Source organism: Thalassoroseus sp. (genome assembly GCF_984380535.1).
This window is the reverse complement of the sequence record NZ_CFHRBF010000011.1, coordinates 184,644-203,493: the sequence shown is the minus strand read 5'-3', so window position 1 is coordinate 203,493 and position 18,850 is coordinate 184,644. Positions and strand designations below refer to the sequence as shown.

17 protein-coding genes are annotated in these 18,850 nt (G+C 54.4%); 10 read left to right on the top strand and 7 right to left on the bottom strand.

Features of this window, described 5'->3' with window-relative positions; all coding sequences use genetic code 11:
- Window positions 1–14: 14 nt before the first annotated feature.
- The 3 genes from AC5DDB_RS16735 to AC5DDB_RS16725 form a co-directional block, all read right to left on the bottom strand.
- A complete protein-coding gene (locus AC5DDB_RS16735; protein ID WP_491740888.1) occupies window positions 15–2,468 on the bottom strand; it encodes a DUF1553 domain-containing protein in 2,454 nt (817 codons plus the stop codon).
- Window positions 2,469–2,644: 176 nt separating this feature from the next.
- On the bottom strand, window positions 2,645–2,959 hold the full coding sequence (locus AC5DDB_RS16730) for a Rieske (2Fe-2S) protein (protein WP_491740887.1): 315 nt from the start codon (window positions 2,957–2,959) through the stop codon (window positions 2,645–2,647).
- A 123-nt stretch (window positions 2,960–3,082) separates the two neighbouring features.
- On the bottom strand, window positions 3,083–3,499 hold the full coding sequence (locus AC5DDB_RS16725; protein ID WP_491740886.1) for a hypothetical protein: 417 nt from the start codon (window positions 3,497–3,499) through the stop codon (window positions 3,083–3,085).
- Between the two features lie 339 nt (window positions 3,500–3,838).
- Between AC5DDB_RS16725 and AC5DDB_RS16720 the strand changes: the two genes are divergently transcribed.
- The 3 genes from AC5DDB_RS16720 to AC5DDB_RS16710 all read left to right on the top strand — a co-directional run bounded on the left by AC5DDB_RS16720 (window position 3,839) and on the right by AC5DDB_RS16710 (window position 6,963).
- Window positions 3,839–4,762 (top strand): DUF58 domain-containing protein, encoded by a 924-nt coding sequence (locus tag AC5DDB_RS16720; RefSeq protein WP_491740885.1) that lies wholly within the window; start codon window positions 3,839–3,841, stop codon window positions 4,760–4,762.
- Window positions 4,759–5,154 carry a hypothetical protein gene (locus tag AC5DDB_RS16715; RefSeq protein ID WP_491740884.1) on the top strand — a complete coding sequence of 132 codons (396 nt, stop codon included), beginning with the start codon at window positions 4,759–4,761 and terminating at the stop codon, window positions 5,152–5,154. The genes AC5DDB_RS16720 and AC5DDB_RS16715 overlap by 4 nt, the downstream gene beginning before the upstream one ends.
- Window positions 5,155–5,241: 87 nt before the next feature.
- The gene (locus AC5DDB_RS16710) at window positions 5,242–6,963 is read left to right on the top strand and encodes an ArnT family glycosyltransferase (protein ID WP_491740883.1); all 1,722 of its coding nucleotides are present in this window, start codon (window positions 5,242–5,244) and stop codon (window positions 6,961–6,963) included.
- 16 nt (window positions 6,964–6,979) lie between these two features.
- Here the strand turns inward: AC5DDB_RS16710 and AC5DDB_RS16705 are convergent, their stop codons facing one another.
- The 3 genes from AC5DDB_RS16705 to AC5DDB_RS16695 form a co-directional block, all read right to left on the bottom strand.
- Window positions 6,980–7,984 (bottom strand): ABC transporter permease, encoded by a 1,005-nt coding sequence (locus AC5DDB_RS16705; RefSeq protein WP_491740882.1) that lies wholly within the window; start codon window positions 7,982–7,984, stop codon window positions 6,980–6,982.
- Window positions 7,984–9,252, bottom strand: coding sequence for a pyridoxal phosphate-dependent aminotransferase (locus AC5DDB_RS16700; protein ID WP_491740881.1), 1,269 nt, complete (start codon window positions 9,250–9,252; stop codon window positions 7,984–7,986). The genes AC5DDB_RS16705 and AC5DDB_RS16700 overlap by 1 nt, the downstream gene beginning before the upstream one ends.
- Window positions 9,253–9,433: 181 nt before the next feature.
- Window positions 9,434–10,768: an HD-GYP domain-containing protein gene (locus AC5DDB_RS16695; protein WP_491740880.1), complete on the bottom strand. Its 1,335-nt coding sequence runs from the start codon at window positions 10,766–10,768 to the stop codon at window positions 9,434–9,436.
- 257 nt (window positions 10,769–11,025) lie between these two features.
- Between AC5DDB_RS16695 and AC5DDB_RS16690 the strand changes: the two genes are divergently transcribed.
- The 3 genes from AC5DDB_RS16690 (at window position 11,026) to AC5DDB_RS16680 (ending at window position 13,345) form a co-directional block, all read left to right on the top strand.
- Window positions 11,026–11,622 carry a chemotaxis protein CheX gene (locus AC5DDB_RS16690; RefSeq protein ID WP_491740879.1) on the top strand — a complete coding sequence of 199 codons (597 nt, stop codon included), beginning with the start codon at window positions 11,026–11,028 and terminating at the stop codon, window positions 11,620–11,622.
- A gap of 98 nt (window positions 11,623–11,720) precedes the next feature.
- A complete protein-coding gene (locus tag AC5DDB_RS16685; protein ID WP_491740878.1) occupies window positions 11,721–12,086 on the top strand; it encodes a response regulator in 366 nt (121 codons plus the stop codon).
- A gap of 179 nt (window positions 12,087–12,265) precedes the next feature.
- Entirely contained in the window at window positions 12,266–13,345 is a 1,080-nt protein-coding gene (locus tag AC5DDB_RS16680) for a protein-glutamate methylesterase/protein-glutamine glutaminase (RefSeq protein WP_491740877.1), read from the top strand.
- Window positions 13,346–13,359: 14 nt separating this feature from the next.
- Here the strand turns inward: AC5DDB_RS16680 and AC5DDB_RS16675 are convergent, their stop codons facing one another.
- The gene (locus AC5DDB_RS16675) at window positions 13,360–14,418 is read right to left on the bottom strand and encodes a PA0069 family radical SAM protein (protein ID WP_491740876.1); all 1,059 of its coding nucleotides are present in this window, start codon (window positions 14,416–14,418) and stop codon (window positions 13,360–13,362) included.
- A 350-nt stretch (window positions 14,419–14,768) separates the two neighbouring features.
- On the opposite strand from AC5DDB_RS16675, the gene AC5DDB_RS16670 reads away from it, so the two are divergent.
- The 4 genes from AC5DDB_RS16670 (at window position 14,769) to AC5DDB_RS16655 (ending at window position 18,833) form a co-directional block, all read left to right on the top strand.
- Window positions 14,769–15,761: an NAD(P)/FAD-dependent oxidoreductase gene (locus AC5DDB_RS16670; RefSeq protein ID WP_491740875.1), complete on the top strand. Its 993-nt coding sequence runs from the start codon at window positions 14,769–14,771 to the stop codon at window positions 15,759–15,761.
- Between the two features lie 154 nt (window positions 15,762–15,915).
- A complete protein-coding gene (locus AC5DDB_RS16665) occupies window positions 15,916–16,743 on the top strand; it encodes an STAS domain-containing protein (RefSeq protein ID WP_491740874.1) in 828 nt (275 codons plus the stop codon).
- 134 nt (window positions 16,744–16,877) lie between these two features.
- Window positions 16,878–17,807, top strand: a complete 930-nt coding sequence (locus AC5DDB_RS16660; RefSeq protein WP_491740873.1) for a response regulator — start codon at window positions 16,878–16,880, stop codon at window positions 17,805–17,807.
- 138 nt (window positions 17,808–17,945) lie between these two features.
- Window positions 17,946–18,833 carry a hypothetical protein gene (locus AC5DDB_RS16655; RefSeq protein WP_491740872.1) on the top strand — a complete coding sequence of 296 codons (888 nt, stop codon included), beginning with the start codon at window positions 17,946–17,948 and terminating at the stop codon, window positions 18,831–18,833.
- Window positions 18,834–18,850: the final 17 nt, after the last annotated feature.

Genomic DNA, 18,850 nt, shown 5'->3' with positions numbered 1-18,850 from the left:
TTTGAAGGTGGGAATCAGTTCTTGAAGACGAATTCCGGCGTGTTGAGCAGTGCCCACAGGAGATCTTCGGTCGCCGTTCGGCGGGTTTGTCCATCTTGATTATATAAATTTACGCCGATTTGTCGCTCTTGATCGGAAGGAAATCGCGCGTACACCCATAAGTACAGGTCTTCGATGAGGGATTCGACGGGTTTGTCGCTGGCGGCCAACTCCGCGACCCGGCTACTGTCGCTCGTAATTTTCGCCGCCAAGTCCCGCGAATTCATCAGGTGAAGGGCCTGGACCAAGGTTGTGTCGCTGGTGCGTTCGCAGGGTGGATCTTGGTTGGGGTCAGGGCGACCGAAGGCATCGAGGAAATCGGATTTCACGCGGTGTGTCCAAATTTCTTTGGCGAGTGAACCATCCGGCATCGCGGAAAAGGAGTTCGGTTTGCCAGTGATGCGGGCGACCGAATCGAGCAACACTTCCGCCCGCAACCGTTGTCGATAGTACCGCGAATGATTGCGGGTATCGACGAAATTGCGATCGTTCGGCAATGAACTCAAGCTGTAAACATATGAGTTCGCGATCCGGCGGACGAGGTGTTTGATGTCGTACCCGCTTTCGCGGAAATCGTTCGCGAGAGCATCGAGTAGCGGTTTATTGGCGGGTGGATTCGTGCCACGCAAATCGTCGACGGGTTCGACGATGCCGGTGCCCATCAGGTCCGCCCAAATGCGGTTGGCCATCACTTTGGCGAAGAAGGGGTTTTCGTCCGAGGTGATCCACTCGGCCAATTTAACGCGTGGATCAGTTCCCGCAGGAATTTCCGCCGGTTCGCCAAACAACGGCTTCGGCGGAAGCACCTCGTCGGTCAGCGGATGTTTTACCTCGCCTTTGCTCGCCGTGAAGATAATCTCCTCAGACCCGGAGATCGGCGGCGATAACCCGGTTCCTTTACGACCGACTTTCGCGAAGTACGCCGCGAAGCTGTAGAAGTCGTCTTGCCCGTACACTTCGAACGGGTGATGGTGACACTTCGCACAGTCGAGTCGCACGCCGAGGAACAGTTGACTAACGATCGTCGTCAGTTCGTCCGGCTCGCGGCGGTCTCGGAAAAGTGTGACGGCACCATTGCGGAATGTGCCGCCTTGAGCGGTGAGCAGTTCCCGCGTGAATTCATCCCAGGGCGTGTTCTCGCGGAACTTTTGCCGAATCCAATAGTCGTAATTCAACGTATTTTTGATGCCGACGCGATACGGGTTCGGTCGCAACAAATCGACCCACTTGTTCGCCCAGTGTTCAGCGAATTCGGGACGCTCTAACAAATCGTCAACTAACTCGCTACGTTTGCTTGGTGATGGATCCTCAAGGAATGCCCGCGCTTCGTCGGCGGTTGGGGTACGACCGATAATGTCGATATAAACCCGACGCAGAAACGTGTGATCGGCGACCGGTTCTGAAGGTTTCAATGCGAGCTTCTGGAGTTTGTCCCAGACCAGACCGTCGATGAAATTCTGCGTTGGCAACTCGGTGTAGAATTCTGGCGGTACTTTTCCCGGCAGCGGGACGGCGACTTCCGAAACGGTAATTTGGTCCATGAACCGCGCCATCACAGCCGCATCGCCGGTCAGTTGCCCAGCGGTGATGATTCCGTTTTCGTCGACCGATGCAATCGCGGCTTCGTTCGACTGAAACGAACTGAGTCGCGTGACATCTCGACGTGTGCCGTCGGTGTAAATCGCGGTCACGAGAAGTTGTTGCGAATCGTTGTTCTTCAGAATGCGTTCGGTGGGGTAAATCTCGATCCTTTCCAACTTCGCCACACCGGGAAGTTCTCGCGGTGCCCCGGATTGCACCCAACGCGTGAGCGTTTCAAAGTGCTCGCCTTCGGGATCGAGGCGTTTGCCACCACCGTGCGGTGTGCGGGCGATCGGTTTGGTGAGAAGCAAGCTTTGCGACGGATCGGGCAGGAACACGCGGCGGCCGCGGGCTTCTTTCGTGAGCGCGTCGTAATCGAAATTCGGGTCGAACCCTAACAGGGAAAGTTGGAACCCGTTTTGGCCACGGGCCTTACCGTGACAGGCTCCGGCGTTACAACTGAAGCGGGTGAGAATCGGTTGCACGTCGCGTTCGAAATCCACGGGTAATGGATGTTCGGACTGCATGACTTCCACAGGAACCGTGGCCGTCAGACCAGCGTGGCGAACTTGGACGGTGGTCGTGCCATTGCCGACAGGTTGCAGCAATCCGCTAGCATCCACACGAACGATTTGCGGGTTATCCGAAAGAAATTCCGTGTTGCGGGTCGCGTCTTTCCGGAGAGAATCCGACGCCCACGCCGTCACCAACAGCTGTTGCTTGGCGTTCGGGCCACGTAACGTGATCGATTTCGGCGTCAGTTCCAGCCGTGTCCAGGTCACGTCTTCTGCAAACGCGACACTAGAAACACATGCCAAAACGCTCCAGCAGAGCAAAAGTCGTTTCATCAAGGCTCCCACCGACAGATCAAAATACTCCAATCTATCGATAGTATAGGAAACTCACTTCGGCAAAGACAATTCGGAACCCCCTGCGAAATCATTTTTTTACGATCCCCGGTGTTCACATTTCGGCCTTGCTAGCGGTGCAAGGATGCACATCGGAACGCTTTTTCTTCATCAACCTAAGCATCGGGCAACTCGAGGACGATGTATTCGTCTTCGATGCTCGTGGGAAAGCTAGCATGAACCAAGTTCGGATTGAGACAATGTTGCCCCGATGTCACGTCGAACTGCCAGCCATGCCAGGGGCAGGTGACAATGTTGCCGTTTAACGCTCCTTCACCGAGCGGTCCGCCAGCGTGTGGACAGACGCCGTCGAGCGCATGGAATTCACCGTCCACATTGAAGATCGCGACGACACGCCCGCGAACGACCACCTCTCGGCTGGTTCCCGGCGGAATTTCGCTTACGCGGGACACTTGAATACGTTCGGCCACAGTCACGTTCCCCAAAACACACAATGGTATTCAAGCCGTGCGTCATCCACGGCGAATCGGGAGAACATCATAGACGACGTGCAGGCACAATTTGAACTTCACCGCCAGAACCGGCCGGTTGAATCACCATTCATCATTCAACTTGTTACCGTAGGGATCGGCAGTTCGACCGACTTCGAACCGTTCTGGTGGTCGGGAAAGCACACGCAGACTGACGGATTCTCCCTCGTAAATCCCCTCACACAACAGATGAGCACCGAAATCGTCATCGTCGTCGAACGGCAACGCTTGCCATTGTAGCGAGGTAATGGAGTCGAACAGTCTGTACAAGGATTGGATATCAAAGGTGAATCGTGACCAACTCAGCCGCCCGTCACAGGCTCCGCCCTGAGTTTCCGTTTTGGAGACGAATAACGTCACCTCCCAGATTGCACCGTTCGTCCAATAATGACATCCCACCGGTGCGAGGATGTCGACCGGCAGGATATCGCCGGCAACAGCGTTTGCAAGTTCGGAAAGCCAGTCGGGTGGGTTAGCCATGGGAAGTCTGGGGATACTGCCGTCGTTGAGGACTGAAATCGGTGGGAAACTCGGAGTTGAAAATCCTTGCGGAAGTTGAGCACTCCATTCACAATGGGATGAGCGACTAAGGGTGAATACATTCTGCAATTCGCAGACCAGAGTGAGGCAACTTGAGTGCCAAAGCAAATGTGACCTTAAATACAATCCAAAACTGTTGACAAAACACCACATACGTCGACTGCCTCTCAATCGACACATTCAGATACATTAACAAACACTGCTAAAGCCTGAAACATTTTTGTTTCACCCCTTGAACACCCAACAATTTTCCCTGGTCAGAGCCAAAGGAAGAACACGATGGCATTCCGATCTTCCGGCGGTTCGGAGGTTCCTCTCGATCCCACGGCTCTCGCCAACTTCGGCAAGTTGGAAGTGGTTGCCCGGTTGGTCGTGGAAGGATTCATGATCGGGCAGCATAAAAGTCCGTACAAAGGGTCGAGTATCGAATTTGTGGAGCATCGCAAGTATTACCCGGGCGATGAAATCCGTCACATCGATTGGCGAGCCTACGGCAAGACCGGCAAGTACTACATCAAAGAATTTGAAGACGAAACCAACCTACGGTGTTACCTGATTGTCGATTGCTCCGGCAGCATGGGATACAAGCAGAGCACGCTGGCGAAGTACGACTACGCCCGCTATCTGGCGGCTTCTCTCGGCTATTTGCTCCTTACACAACGCGATGCCACCGGCTTGATGACGTTCGACACGACGGTACGGAATCGCTTCGAACCGTCCGCGAATCCGCAGAGTTTTCGCCGGCTTGTTGAAACTCTGGAAGACATCCGCACCGGCGGCGAGACCAGTATCGCTAAAGTCCTGGCGGATTTGTTACCGACTATCAAGCGACGCAGTCTCATCGTGTTTCTTAGCGATTGTTTCGATCGCATTGCCGACTTTGCAACTGCACTCAAGCTGTATCGCCACGCCCGGCACGAAATGATCGTGTTCCATATCGTGGCTCCCGAGGAAGAAGAGTTTCCGTTCAGCCACCCGACACAATTCCGCAGTTTGGAACGTGGCGGTCACCGAGTTCTCGTCGACCCCCATCAACTTCGGAGTTTGTACCTCGAACAGTACCAACAGTTCTGTGAGGAATTAGTGCAAACGTGCGGGAAGATCGGGATCGACTACCATAAGTTGGTCACGACTCAGCCCTATCACACCGCGCTTGGAAAGTTCCTCGATTACCGCACCCGACGCAAAGCGAAAAAACGATGAGCGAGGACGAACGTAACTTGGTCATCTACGCTCGATTGGCGGCGGCGTCAGCAGCGAAACAGCAGTTGTCGGGGCGAGATCGGTTTCTGATTCTCTCCGGTGTCGCTGCGACACGAGCGGGTTGGCCAACCATCGCCGAAGAAGCCCGACGATTGGTGCTGGCCAATAATCCGCGACACCTCATCGGTCGCTGGGAGACCTTCGCCGACGCACTCCGCAGCGACGAGTTTCCCGTCTTCCTGCGACAACTTCAGCGAATTTGCGGACCGGAACAAGCCGATCACCTGCTGAGTTCGCTCCATTCCGACCCCGCCGTTCCGCCGGAACCCGACACTGACGACCTGACCGACGCAATCCTAGGAATGTGGAAGTCCGACGACGACGCGAATTGAACGCTGGCGGAAACCGTCTTGAGCGGAATTCCCATTTCTCCTATTCTCCCGCGAGCCGAACAAAATGGACTCTCGGAGAATCCGATCATGACGGACCATGATCAACGAATGGTGACGGAAAACCCAACGATCACGTTACCAACCGCCAACCACCGCTCTTGGCGACTTTGGGCGTTGGTCGCGGTATTTGGGCTGTTCGTTCTATTCTTTGAAATCGGGCGTTATCGCACGCTGACGAAACACGAAAGTTTTGTCGCGGTCGTCTCACGAGGGATGCTCACCAGCGGCGATTGGGTCGTGCCACGCTTCGCAAACCTGCCTCGCTTGAAGAAACCGCCATTGGCCTACTGGACGGCTGCCACTTCGAGCGCGGTCTTTGGAACGCATGCGGAATGGACCGTGCGTCTGCCGTCTGTAATCGCCGCACTAATGCTGGCCGGGCTGATGGGATACTGGGCACGTAGTTGGTATGGAAATGCGGCGGGCATCGCGACGGCCTTGGTGCAAGTCTCGATGGTTTCGACCATCGATTTCGGTCGCAAAGCCGAAGTCGACATGCAACTTTGTCTCATTACAACCGCCGCGATGTTTTTGATCGCAACATACCGACCGGGAGAACCCCGCACGCGTTCATTCTGGCGTTGGGCGGGTGTGTTGTCGCTCGTGGGTCTGTCCTGGTTGGCCAAGTTCCATTACGGCCCTGCGATGATTCTCTCCGTCTGCGGCGTTTGGTTCGTCGCGCAACGCTGGTGGCGATCGTTCGCGAATCTGTTCAATCCGTTAGGATTGCTTGTTGTGTTGGCGGCCGTCTTCGTTTGGCCGTACTTGGTTCTGCGACAAATCCCTGATGCTTGGGAGATCTGGCAAGCGGAAACCGTCGGGCGGGCTATCGGCCAACTTGGACGACAACCCATTTGGTTCTACCTTCCACAAGTCGTCGCACTCACGTTGCCTTGGTCGTTGTTAATGCCCCTGATGTGGCCTCGCAGTTGGGCCCGTCTGCGTGGTGGCGATGAACGCGAACGCTTTCTCTGGATTTGGTTTGGCGTGCAGTTCGCCATCCTGACGGCCTCGGCGTTCAAACATCATCATTATCTGATGGCCGCGTTGCCGGGAGTTTCCTTGACGCTCGGGCGAACGCTGTCCGAAGTTGTCACAGAGTTACGAACCGGTCAACGGAAATTCTGGCGAGGTTGGGTGGTGGTTAACTTGTTCACCGGTTGCCTGTTAACGGCGGTCGGGTTGGCGGTCGTCAATCGCAAGTGGCCGCAATTGATCGAGCCGACCGGCTTCGCGTTGGCCAGTTTCTGCGTGGGGGTTCTCGCGGCCTCAATCTTCTTCGTAAGACAAAATTGGCGAGCCGGTGTACTCTCCGCCGCGTTCGGGTTCGGCGGATGCTACGTCATTGTGATGGGATGGATTTTCCCCAATCGCGATGGTCGTTTGGCGGACGTGCAGTTCGCAACAGCTTTGGCAGAAAACCCGCCGCCGACTCCGGTGCGTGTGTATGATCTCAAAGAGCACCCGGTGGTCTATTATCTCCCGGAGCCCGTCACGCGGGTTGAGGAACCGCAGCAACTCAGCGAGCAATTGCAGTCATCGGGCCGATTGCTGGTCATATCTGCGACGACTCGCACGGACCAACTCAGTCAACTCGGAAACTGTCGGCTCATTCGCCATGCCCGGAATACGGATAACGCCGGACCCGTCAAAGGAGAACCGCTGGCACTCTTCGAGCTCACGCCGTTCCCCGCGACGACCGCTCTGCGTCCACCCGCAATTGCCGAAGAACCGGTCGTTGCACGTTAACGGCAGTTCCCACCGCTCAATTGCCGGAGCGTCGTTGTCGCCATTGATCGAGGGTGACGGCGGCAATAATAATCACGCCGAGAATCACGCGTTGATAAGACGTAGGAATTTCCAGCGTGACACAACCGTTGATGATCGTCGTCATCACGATCGCGCCGGAAAGCGTTCCGAGAATCGAACCGCGTCCGCCGTTCAAGCTTGCGCCGCCGATCACTACGGCCGCGATGATCTCCAGTTCCTTGCCCATCCCGGCTTTCGGATCGCCTTCGCCGTTGAGAATCGCGAACTGAAATAAGCCCGCCACGCCGACGAACACCCCCGCCAATGTGTAGACCAACACGCGGACCCGCGAAACCCGTACGCCACACAGATGAGCCGCTTGTTCGTTCGAACCGATCGCAATCACACGTCGCCCGAACACCGTGAACCGCAATACGATCGCGGTCAGGATCGACAGGATGAACATCACCCACACGCCACTGGACACACCAAGCCAATCTGGGATCGGATAGGGAGTCTGCAGATTCAACACCCAATCGGGGGCTTTGCCGAAGGCGCGAATCGGGGTGTCATCTGACAGAATCAAACCAAGGCCGAAGAAAATGGTCATTGTGCCCAGCGTCGCGATAAACGGCACCACGCGGAGACCGCTGATCAACAAACCGTTCAACAGACCACTCGCGCATCCGGTAAGCAAGCCCGCCGTCAACGCGACGACGGTTCCGTACTCCTCGCGGAAAAACCACGCTGTTACGGTGGCGCAGAGTGAGATTGCCGCCCCGGCAGACAGATCGATGCCGCCAGAGATCACAACCAACGTCATCCCCAACGCTGCCACACCAACCAGCGAAGCGTCACGCAAAATCTTTTGCACCGTTCCCCAGGTGAAGAACAGTGCGTTTTCCGGGTCGTCTGCGTGTAGCATATCCGCGACGCCGAAGATGACGTACACAACCGCCAATCCCAACAACGGACCGAGCATCGCGGCCAGACGACGAATAATCGAAACGTTTGCGGCCATTAGTTCGGAACGGGGTAGGGGGTATCGAGTCGGTGTTTCGGATTCGCGGCCAAATACTCGGAGACCTTATCTTCCCGCGAAATCGCGATCGGCAAGAATCCAAGAGCTTGTTCAAGGCGTTCGTTCGGTTCGGCACAGCTAAACCGCAAGAAACCGGCTCCCGCTTCGCCAAAACATTCGCCGCCCAAGCACGCCACGCCGAAGTTTTCGTCGGCTCCTTCGAGCAGATACAGCGCCAAACCGTGGCTTGTGATTCCCAATCGGTTACATACCGGTGCGACATTCGGAAAGACGTAGAACGTGGATGTCGGTTCGATGGTCTGAAAACCGTCGATGCGGTTCAGGCCGTTGGTGAGAAGTTCGACTTTCTCTTGGAACTTCTTCATCGTGGCATCGCGTTCGGCATCGTCCTGGTTGAGTGCCGCTGTTCCTGCCCGCTGCACGAGTGCGGGTGTGCAAGACAGCGTGGTATTCACCATTTTGCCGATGGCGTCGATGATGTGCGGAGCCGACACCGCAAACCCAAGTCGCCAACCGCTCATGCTGTAAGACTTGCTGAACGTGTACGCCGCGACGCATTGGTCCATCATGCCCGGTTGAGCGAGCAACGAATGATGCCGCCCCTTCCAAACCATGTGACAATACGGTTCGTCGCTAAATACAGCGATGTCTTTGCCCCGCACGATGTCGGCGATGTTTCGCAAATCGTCTTCGGTCGTCACGCCACCGGTCGGGTTATGTGGCGAATTCAGGAAGATCGCTTTCGGTTGTTCGCCATGATTAACGAACTGATCGATCTCCTCGATATTCGGTCGGAACTCGTTTTCCTGCTTCAAGGCCGAGAGCGTGATCCGTCCGCCGCGTCGCTCGATATTCGGCACATATGTCGGGAAATACGGGCTGAACACCAAGACGCCATCGCCGGGGTTGACGAACGCTTCGCAGAAGAACTGCTCGAACACCTTCGCTCCGGGACCGGCGACAATGTTCTCGCGTTTGGCGGGGATGCGGAACTCTCGGTCCACCATCGCTGCGGCCGCATCGCGAAACTCCGGCAGACCGGGCGACGGGCAATAGTGCGAATGATTCTGCTCAATCGACTCGATCCCGACCGACTTCGCCGACGCGGTGCTATCGAACGGGCTGTCGCCAATCTCCAGTTCGACGACATCCTTCCCATCCGCCTTCAACGCTTTGGCAACCGCCAACACAGTAAATGCGGTTTCCACCGTCAACGATTTCGCAAACTCACTCAGCGTGGCCGACACGATGCAATCCTCAAAAAGCGCAGGTAGCCTGGGTTCAAGACGAGCCACCAGTATGCCCAGAGTGCTGCGGCAACGCAATCGCGGGAAGTCCCCCTTGGCGGACCTTCACGTGCCAAGAAGAAGAAATCGACTTCGACCTTGTCGACATCTTACACGTGGTGATGGACAAGAGTTTCGCGTTCTAGAACCGAAACTGGTAAGCCGCCGAACCCCGGAAGATGTCTTTCGAGAACGGAATTTCATTCCGCCCGGGCGTTGGAATCGCTTGAACAACGCTCCGCTCCGAGTTCGCCAGATCGACGATCGCCTCGTCGCAAACCGGCACTTTGGCCCCGCTCGAATCTCTCACGATTTGCACAATCGGCTGATTGAACTTCCCTCGATTGGGACGAAGAACTTGGGCCACGCTGGCATCGTCGAGTGTCACGAAGCTTCCGATCGGGAAAAGGCTGAACGCATTGAGCAACGCCGTGACAACTTTGGAATCGATGTATTTCTCAGAGGCGAGATTCAACAGACATTCAATAGCTCCGTAGGGAGTTGTCGAATCTGCAAAGCATCGGGGCATAGTCATAGCTGTATAGGTGTCGGCAACATGCAAAATCCGGGCGAATGGATGAATCGCCATTCCTCGACGTCCACGCGGATACCCAGTGCCATTGAGCGATTCATGAACCTGATAAACTACTAGTGGCACGATCCCAGGAATACCTGTAATTTGTCCTAACAAATCAATTGTATGAACGGGATGCTTTTGAATTTCTAGGAATTCCACTTCTGTCAGCGGCGCATTCTTTAAGAGAATCTCCTCAGGAACGCGAGTCATTCCCCAGTCGTGAACGAGCCCACAGATCCCTAGCAACCGGACGTTGTCGGCATCAAAGCCCATTTCCGCACCGATCGTCATCGATATCAACGCGGTTTGCAAGGACCGTTCACTGAGTCTCTGTTGATCGGCACTCATCGCAATGCTTAACACATGCTCGTTATCTTCCATCATGTCTGTCAGATAAGTCGCCACCATTTGCGTAATCTGTTGTGCATCGAGTTGTCTTCCGTGTACAGCCTCGCGCATCATGGAATCTAGCGAATCGCTAGTTGTTTGATGCTGTGAAAGCAATTCTTCTCCACGGGAACTATCAAAGGCCTTTCGACCGTTAGACACCATCTGATCCTGCATCGCAGGACCATCGTTCTTGACGAACAGAATGCCTTGATCAATGATGGTATCGAGACGGTCGATCAGTGCAGCACTTCCGCCAACAAACTTACGGTCCTCAATTTCGGAGACATCTAATGTCACGTTTCCTAAATCGTCGGCATCGATATGAACTTTATCCGAGCCATAAGAAGAGATTCGCTGCTTTAACTGCGAAGTAATGACTGTCCCCGCAGCAACTAGCAGCACACCGGCACTATTGCAGAGCGGATGCTGTAACTTAGAGCCAATTAGCAGATCAGCGATTCGCACAGACACATTCTGTGGTTCGGTTTCCTGCGTGGATTCAGATGTCAAGGCGTTGGTCATCGGCGAAAAGAGTGTTTTAGAGTCGATGGAATCTCAACGAGCGCACAGTCGTAACGCGACAGCAACTACATCTAACCATAGTCCACGATTGCTGCCAACATGTCGAATTCATGGTCTCGTTGAAAATTAACAGCATGAAGTCTTGCATCAGCTGCTCAACCGTTCCACTTTACAGAGTTGTGGATGTGCAAACTCGTAGAATCGTTAGAACTCCACCGGCTGTTTAGCTCTCGACGAGTTTCCTGATGGTTACGAAACACCACACGCCTGACCGTAAGCTAGCTTTGGGCACGTATTCAAAGCATGCCCCTCTGTTGCATTTCCCCGTCATTGAATTCCCGACTGGCAGCTACGCTATGACAACGACCAGCCAAACGTCGCGATTGACAGCGGCTATCGTGAACCCACTTATGGGCTCGACACGCGATGTATTCACAATGATGCTCGGTTGCGAACCTGTTCGTGAAAGCTTGACCCTTAGAAACTCGAAGGTTCCAGCTTACGATCTGAGCGCGGTGATCGGCATTACCGGCGGAGCAACTGGCACTGTCGTTTTCAGTGTCGCTCGCCAGACGGCCTTAAACATTGTCGAGCGAATGCTTGGCATGAAGGTTGAGGAAGTCAATGCCGATGTACTTGACGCCGTCGGTGAGATCACAAATATGATCGCCGGTTCCGCGAAGGCAAAATTCGCATCACTGAACTTATCGATCAGTACTCCGAACATCATTAGCGGTAGCAACCATGAAATTCATTACCCGACTTCCATTCAGCCGATCTGTTTGAACTACCAGTCTGATGTCGGCAAGTTTTGCCTCGAAGCAGGTTTCGCACCCGCTTAGTTCAAAAGACTCGATTTTGAAATTAGTTTCAGCTCTTAGTTAGACGCGACATTCTCTCGCCATCTTGTTCTTGATGCTATTACAGAAAGACTTTGCTCATGCGGGCATTAGTTGTCGACGATTCCGGTACAATGCGAACCATTATCAAACGCGGCCTTTCGCTACTTAATGTCACAGATGTTGTCGACGCTGAAGACGGCGCCGTGGCATTGAAGTTATTCCAAAGTGGTGAGTTCGATTTGATTCTCAGCGACTGGAACATGCCGAATATGGACGGGCTGGAGTTCCTTCAGAACGTTCGTGGAATGAACGAGACGATTCCTTTTGTCATGATTACAACAGAGGCAGAACGCTCACGAGTTGTGTCTGCGATTCAAGCCGGTGTTTCCGACTACATCGTCAAGCCGTTCACGGTCGACGTGCTCAAAGCTAAACTCGATCGTTGGGTTCCTGCAGCGACATAAAGAGCGGCGGGCTCACGACGAGCGGTTCCTCGCTTAGACAATTCTCCACAGTTTGTCGTGAATCCGATCTGACTGCCCCACACAGATCGTCCCGTGAATTTTCGACGCTCAATATTAACCTAGACACCATGCGACGGCCTTGTCCCTTCATGTCCGTCGAAACTAGAAAGATCGTTTCTGTGACTCAGCAACCTATCCGCATGCTGATTGTCGATGACTCACTTCTTTACCGTAAGATTGTCCGGGATGCGTTGGATGCGATCCCGGATGTCGAGATTGTTGCCTCGGCGGGAGACGGTGTTGCCGCGATAGAGAAAATTAAGCGATATGCGCCAGATCTCATGACGCTTGACCTCGAAATGCCACGCATGAACGGGCTTGAAGTTCTCGAACAAATCAAAACCGAGAAACTATCGACACAGGCCATCATGATTAGTGGTGCCAATCGAACGGATGCCGAACGGACTATGAACGCCCTCCGTCGCGGGGCATTCGATTTCATCGTTAAACCTCGCACGGACTCCATCGAAGAGAGCCGACAGCAACTCATTCACGACTTGAAAACACGAATCGAAGCATTTCGGGCGAAGATGCAAAGTGCAAACCGGCCATCAGCACCAACCCGGTCGGCCCCGCCGAGTATTTCTCGGAGTCAGAATTTCAAGTCGGCCGGTGTCATTAATGCAGTTGGCATTGGCATTTCCACGGGTGGGCCGGATGCCTTGCGGAAGTTGATTCCTGAACTGCCTGCAGATTTCCCGGCTCCGATTCTCATCGTGCAACACATGCCACCGATGTTTACCAAACTATTGGCGGATGGTTTGAACGCATCGAGTGCACTGAAGGTGAAGGAAGCGGAAACCGGAGACCCGGTCCAACCCGGGCATGTTCTGATTGCTCCCGGTGGAAAGCAGATGAAGGTTGTTAGCGGCGTCGATGGCGTGCAAGTTCGGGTGACGGATGATCCTCCCGAGAATAGTTGTCGCCCGGCTGTTGACTATCTGTTTCGATCGATGGTTCCTGTCTTCGGAGCCAATTCACTAGGCGTTATCATGACGGGTATGGGCTCAGATGGCTTGATCGGCTGTCGAGAACTCAAACGAGCTGGCGCGAAGATCATGGTCCAAGACGAAGCTAGCTGCGTTGTGTTCGGGATGCCGCGATTTCCGATTCAGGAACGACTCGCCGACGAAGTTGTCTCGCTGCCGGACATGGCGACAAGTTTGCAACGAACTGTCAAACGGAAGTGCTTTGCATAATCCGTTTGCAGAGTTCAAAAAAGAGTCAGTTGCCGACCGTCTTGAGTGGATCTGCGAAAGCTGTCGCAATTGTGGGACGGAAGATTTGCTTCCAAGCCGAATCGCTTGGCGAACACGCGAAATAGTTTGCGGACTTGGTCTGCGATTTCTCCGTCTCCACGCATTCGTTGGCCCCAAGTCGAGTCGTTGAGTTTGCCGCCACGCGATTGACGAATCCGACCGAGAACTTTTTCTTCGTGGTCGTGATGGGTGCGTTCGAGCCATTCCCGAAACACCGGCTCGACGGAAAGAGGCAACCGTAGCAGTGTGTAACCCGCACACATCGCCCCCGCTTTGCTGGCGGCTTCCAACAACTCCGGGATTTCGGAATCATTCAATCCGGGAATGATCGGTGCCGTCATCACGCCCACAGGAATGTTCTTCGCCGAAAGCATTTCGACCGCTCGCAGTCGGGCAGCGGGGATGCTCGTCCGTGGCTCCATGAGACGTGCCAAATTCGGATCGAGCGTCGTCACCGACAAGTAAACGTGCACCAGTCCCAAGGCGGCTAATGGTTCCAGTAAGTCCAAGTCGCGGATGACTAACGCGTTCTTTGTCACAATGCTCAACGGTTGCCGAAATTCCAGGGCCACCTCTAAACATTCCCTAGTCAACTGGAATTCTCGCTCCGCCGGTTGATAGCAATCAGTCACGCCCGAAAAAGAAATCGGTTCCGGTCGCCACGACTTTCGCGAAAGAAACTCTCGGAGCAGCCTCGGCGCATCCGGTTTGACGACAATCTTCGTCTCAAAATCCAAACCGGCATTGAACCCTAAATATTCATGCCCGGGACGGGCATAGCAATAACTACATCCGTGGACGCAGCCGCGGTAGGGGTTCAGGCTGTGGTTGAAGGGGAGGTCGGGGGAGTTGTTTTTGGAAATGATGGACTGCGATTTGTCGTAGATGTACTCGATCCGTCGGTTTTTGAGAGCATCGATGTACTCCTCGTCCCACTCGATATGTTCAAAGTCGTACTCGCGTCGAGTGGTTTCGAACCGATTCGGGGGATCGAGTTGCGAGCCGTGTCTCATCCGGTCAGGTGCCTTGTCGATTGATTGATCCATCATCACGCAAGCCAGTACCCACTGCCCAAAACGTGAACAAACGATTATAGCAAACCGATTCCAATCGTCAATTTCCGAGAGTACGCCGGGCGATTGGCTGGCCAGAGTTGCGGTTGCGTCTAAGAACTCGGTACGCGGCTTACTGCCATTTCACACCTGTCGTCGTACTTTTTCTTCACAAACCGAAAATATCACGAAACTTTGATGGGTTTCGGTTGGTTTCATTCGAGAAGAACGTCTCCTTAGGTGTGAAGTCCGTAGTCGCTCAATTGGGAACACCGATAGACGAGACCCAGAGTCGAGAAAGGCCGCTCGGGATGGCAGTGCACAATCCGGATGTCGTCATCATTGGTGCGGGAATGTCGGGGTTGATCTGTGCTCAAGTTTTGCAGCATGCCGGTTTGAACGTTGCGATCTTCGAGAAGAGCCGTGGCGTGGGCGGTCGGATGGCCACTCGTCGGACGGACACCGAAATCCTTACCGATCACGGCGCCCAATACTTCACGGTGACAGAGCCGGCCTTTCAGACGGTCTTCGACCATTGGCTGAAGTCTGGTATTGTGGACCAGTGGCGTGCTCCAATTGTCGAACTCAAGCACGGCGAAGTTGTGGCGGACAAGTCGGATGCCACGCGTTACGTCGGCGTTCCGACGATGAACGCGGTTTGTCGATCGTTGGCGGACGAACTGACGATCCATTTGGGATCGCAGATCTCTGGTTTGGAACAGGTCGCGGATTCATGGGTGCTTTACGACGACCATGAGAAGGCGGTCGCTCGGTCCGAAACGGTGATTTGTACGGCTCCCGCACCGCAGACCGCTGCCTTATTGAATTCGATTCCCTCGATAGCAGTTCCAGCACGTGACGTGGAGATGGAAGCCTGTTGGACACTTGTGTTGATTCTGAACGTCGGTATGAACCTGCCATACGGCGGCGCGTTTATCAACGATTCCGAGTTGGCATGGATCGCCTGCAACTCTAGTAAACCCGGTCGACAACGTTCCCCCGAGGTGTGGGTGTTGCATGCATCGGCTGAGTGGAGCCGTCAGCATCTCGATGAGTCGCCTGACACGATCGAGCGAGAACTTCTGACCGTTTTTCAACGCGAGACGGGACATTGGCCGGCGGCGATTTCTCGAAGTTGGACGCATCGCTGGCGGTACGCGAAGCCCACCAATCCTCTGAAGACGCGTTGCTTGTTTGACGAACAACTCAGAATTGGTGCGTGCGGGGACTGGTGCGGCGGTCCGCGAGTCGAGGGTGCGTTCCAAAGCGGATTGGCTTTGGCCAACAAAATTGTGAACTCTTAGACCGAACCCGACGCGTCGCCTTTTCCATTTCTTCACAATTCGTGGTGGGCTGTCTTCACACTCAACGTCTAAGAGTGGGGGACAAACTCCGTCTTTGGATTGGCCGGCGACCAAACTCGCTGGGGCCACCTTCCTCGCCACGTTGTCCTCGCCCATGACTCGAACCAACGTTCTGACCAATAATCAGCTCTACGCGACCGAACGCAAAGGCAACACGTTGCTGGTCACGTTTCAAGGGCATCCGGTGGGTTTCGGAGTCGTCGATTCGGAAACCGAACTTCAAGGTGTGGTGAAGTATTACGAAAAGGAAAAGGTCAAGAACGTTATTGTCAATCTCGGTGCGATGTCCTATGTGGGAACTCAGCTGATTGGGTCTTTGGCTCGCCTGGGGGAGGCTGTTCAGAAGAAAGGTGGCACTTTCGCGGTCTGCGAACCTAGTCACGACACCAAAGAGATGTTCAGAGCGTTGAACATTGAAAACCAGTGGCCGGTCTTCGAGCGAGAATCGACAGCCATCGGTAAAATCGTCGAGGAACCGCTGTGGCAAAAATTGGCCATGTTTGGACAACGTCGCGTGTGGCTGCCCATTCTGATGACGGCCGCCATCGGGTTCGGTGCGTGGTGGCTGTTCGGTCCCGTCCCACCAGAACAGCGACTCGCCCGTTCCGCTTCGACACTTGAGGATTACTGGGACGACTATCAAAAGTTCTCCGCCACGGTTCCGTCAAAATCGGAATGGGCGGCTTACAGCGAGACGATGACAAAAAAGGTGAAGTCCTTCGCAGACGAACTTGGCCAACCAGGGCCGCTGGTGGCGGAACGTTACAAACTGAAGAACGTGATTGAATCGCAGTTTCTACCGATACTTCGGCGTCGGCAACCTATCTCACTTCAAGATTCCGCCGTGGCGGACCAAGCACGTCGCGAGATTGAACTGGCCGTGCAAGTTGCGAAGACTCGCAGCCAACAGGACGGTCCTTGAAACGTAGACACATTCGCCTAGTGAAGATTTATCGAGAATTGGTGTCCGTGAAAAACCGCTCCTGTTAGAGTGAATTGATCGGAGTCGAGTGAAGATCACCAGGCCGTTGTTCTCGGAATTCGAACATCAAGACCATGAGTGAGAGTTTTCAACTTCTGATCGTCGACGATAGCCCCGTAGACCGGGAATTGTACCGAGCGTTGATGCAGAAAGATGAACGCTGCTTGGTCAGCACCGCGCATAACGGCATCCATGCGTTGGAGCAAATCGCGAATTGCCCGCCGGATGTCATCCTGACAGACCTGCGGATGCCCCGCATGGATGGTTTGGAACTCGTCAAACACGTCCACGAGCAGGCCCCGGAAATCCCGATTGTGCTCGTCACTGCGCATGGCAGCGAGGAGATCGCCGCGGAAGCGTTGCGGGTGGGTGCGTCGCATTATATCCCCAAGGCTAACTTTGCCGGTGCCGCCCACGAGACGATCAACAATGTTCTGGAAATTGCCCGCGAACGTCGACAACGAAAACGATTGAGTACCTGTTGGCGACGGTCGGAGTATTTCTTCGAACTGGAAAATGATAGCCGGTTGATTTCGCCGCTGGTGTCCCGTTTACAGGAATCGCTTTCCGAGTTTCCCGGCACCGAACGAGCGAACGTGATCCGCATCGGTGTGGCATTACACGAGGCAATTCGTAATGCGGTCCATCACGGAAACCTTGGCCTCGATTCCGAGTTACGCGAAGGCGATGGCACTCGGTATTACCGTTTGGCCGCTGAACGTGTCACGCAGTTGCCGTATCGGGACCGTCGCGTCCACGTTTGGGTGCAAGAATCACCGGATGAAGTCGTCTACCAGATTCGCGATGATGGTGACGGTTTCGACGTTTCCAATTTCAACTACGACCCCACCAATCCTACAAACCTGCTTCGCCCGAGTGGTCGCGGGTTGTTTCTTATCCGGACTTTCATGGATGAAGTGCGTTTCAATGAAAAAGGTAACGAGATTACGTTGGTCTATCGACGCTCACAACAACCATCCGCAGACCCGGATCAGGTTGTCTGACGAGCCCCCAGGCAAGTTTGATGTGAGCCTTACAATTTCGACCTCCGCAAAACCAAAGCAGCTACGATCAGAAGTCAATTGCTTTAGTGCTCGCCGAGAAACAGTGTCTCCGAACGTTCACCAGAAAGTCCAAATAGGATGACGCGATTTTGGCAAAATTTGCTAGGATGGCCGTTGCTACTGCTTTTGCTCATCGCAGCGTTATGGTGTGTCGCGGAAGCCATTGCCGAGGCGCGTTTCAATCCCCCGCCGCTCGGAACAACGCATCACATTTGCTTGGACGAAGAATCATCGCGGCAAATCACGTTGCGTCTTCCTGCGGGATGGGAACCGGATCAACTTCCCAGCACGTCGACCAAGCTCGCAAAAGTCGTCTTCCAGCACGCACCGCAGCCATACCCGTCTGTGTATATCGAAGCGGTCACCGGTAGCGATGCCAACGAGACCGAATGGTCGCAGCAGTTCACAGGGGACATGCAATTGCCGTTGCTCGACAAGCTGACCGACTCCCAATGGGCCTTTGACGCCGAGCGAAAAACACGTTGGCGGACCGTCGAGAAACAATCACCGATGCGTGTCGAACTCGAATTGCTACGCAACGATGTGCATAGTCTCATTCGAATCTTCCATGCTACGGAAAACTCGCAGGCGTTCCGCGAAACCGTCTGCAACATTGTTGATCAGTTTCAAATCGAATTAACTACCGACACACCGGCCGCTCAGTCGTTAGAATCCGTCGCGTCTAAAGCCGTCCCCCCCCAAACACCCCAGGCCGACGATAAGAAAGTCGAATTCGTGATGGGGAATGGTCTGGAATTGATTACCGCGAAGCAAACACGTCTTAACGCTCTGATTTGGACAATCGCGGTCTTGGCCCTGTTGATTGCCGTGCATCTGTATTTGAGCGTCATCGAAGTCAATGAACGCGTCCGCGACACCAAACGGTTCATGTCTGCCATCCGTCGTGGCGTACCACTTGGCCGCGCATGGAATTTACCGAACACCAAAGACACGCCACCCACGTGACCGAATTCGTGCAAACC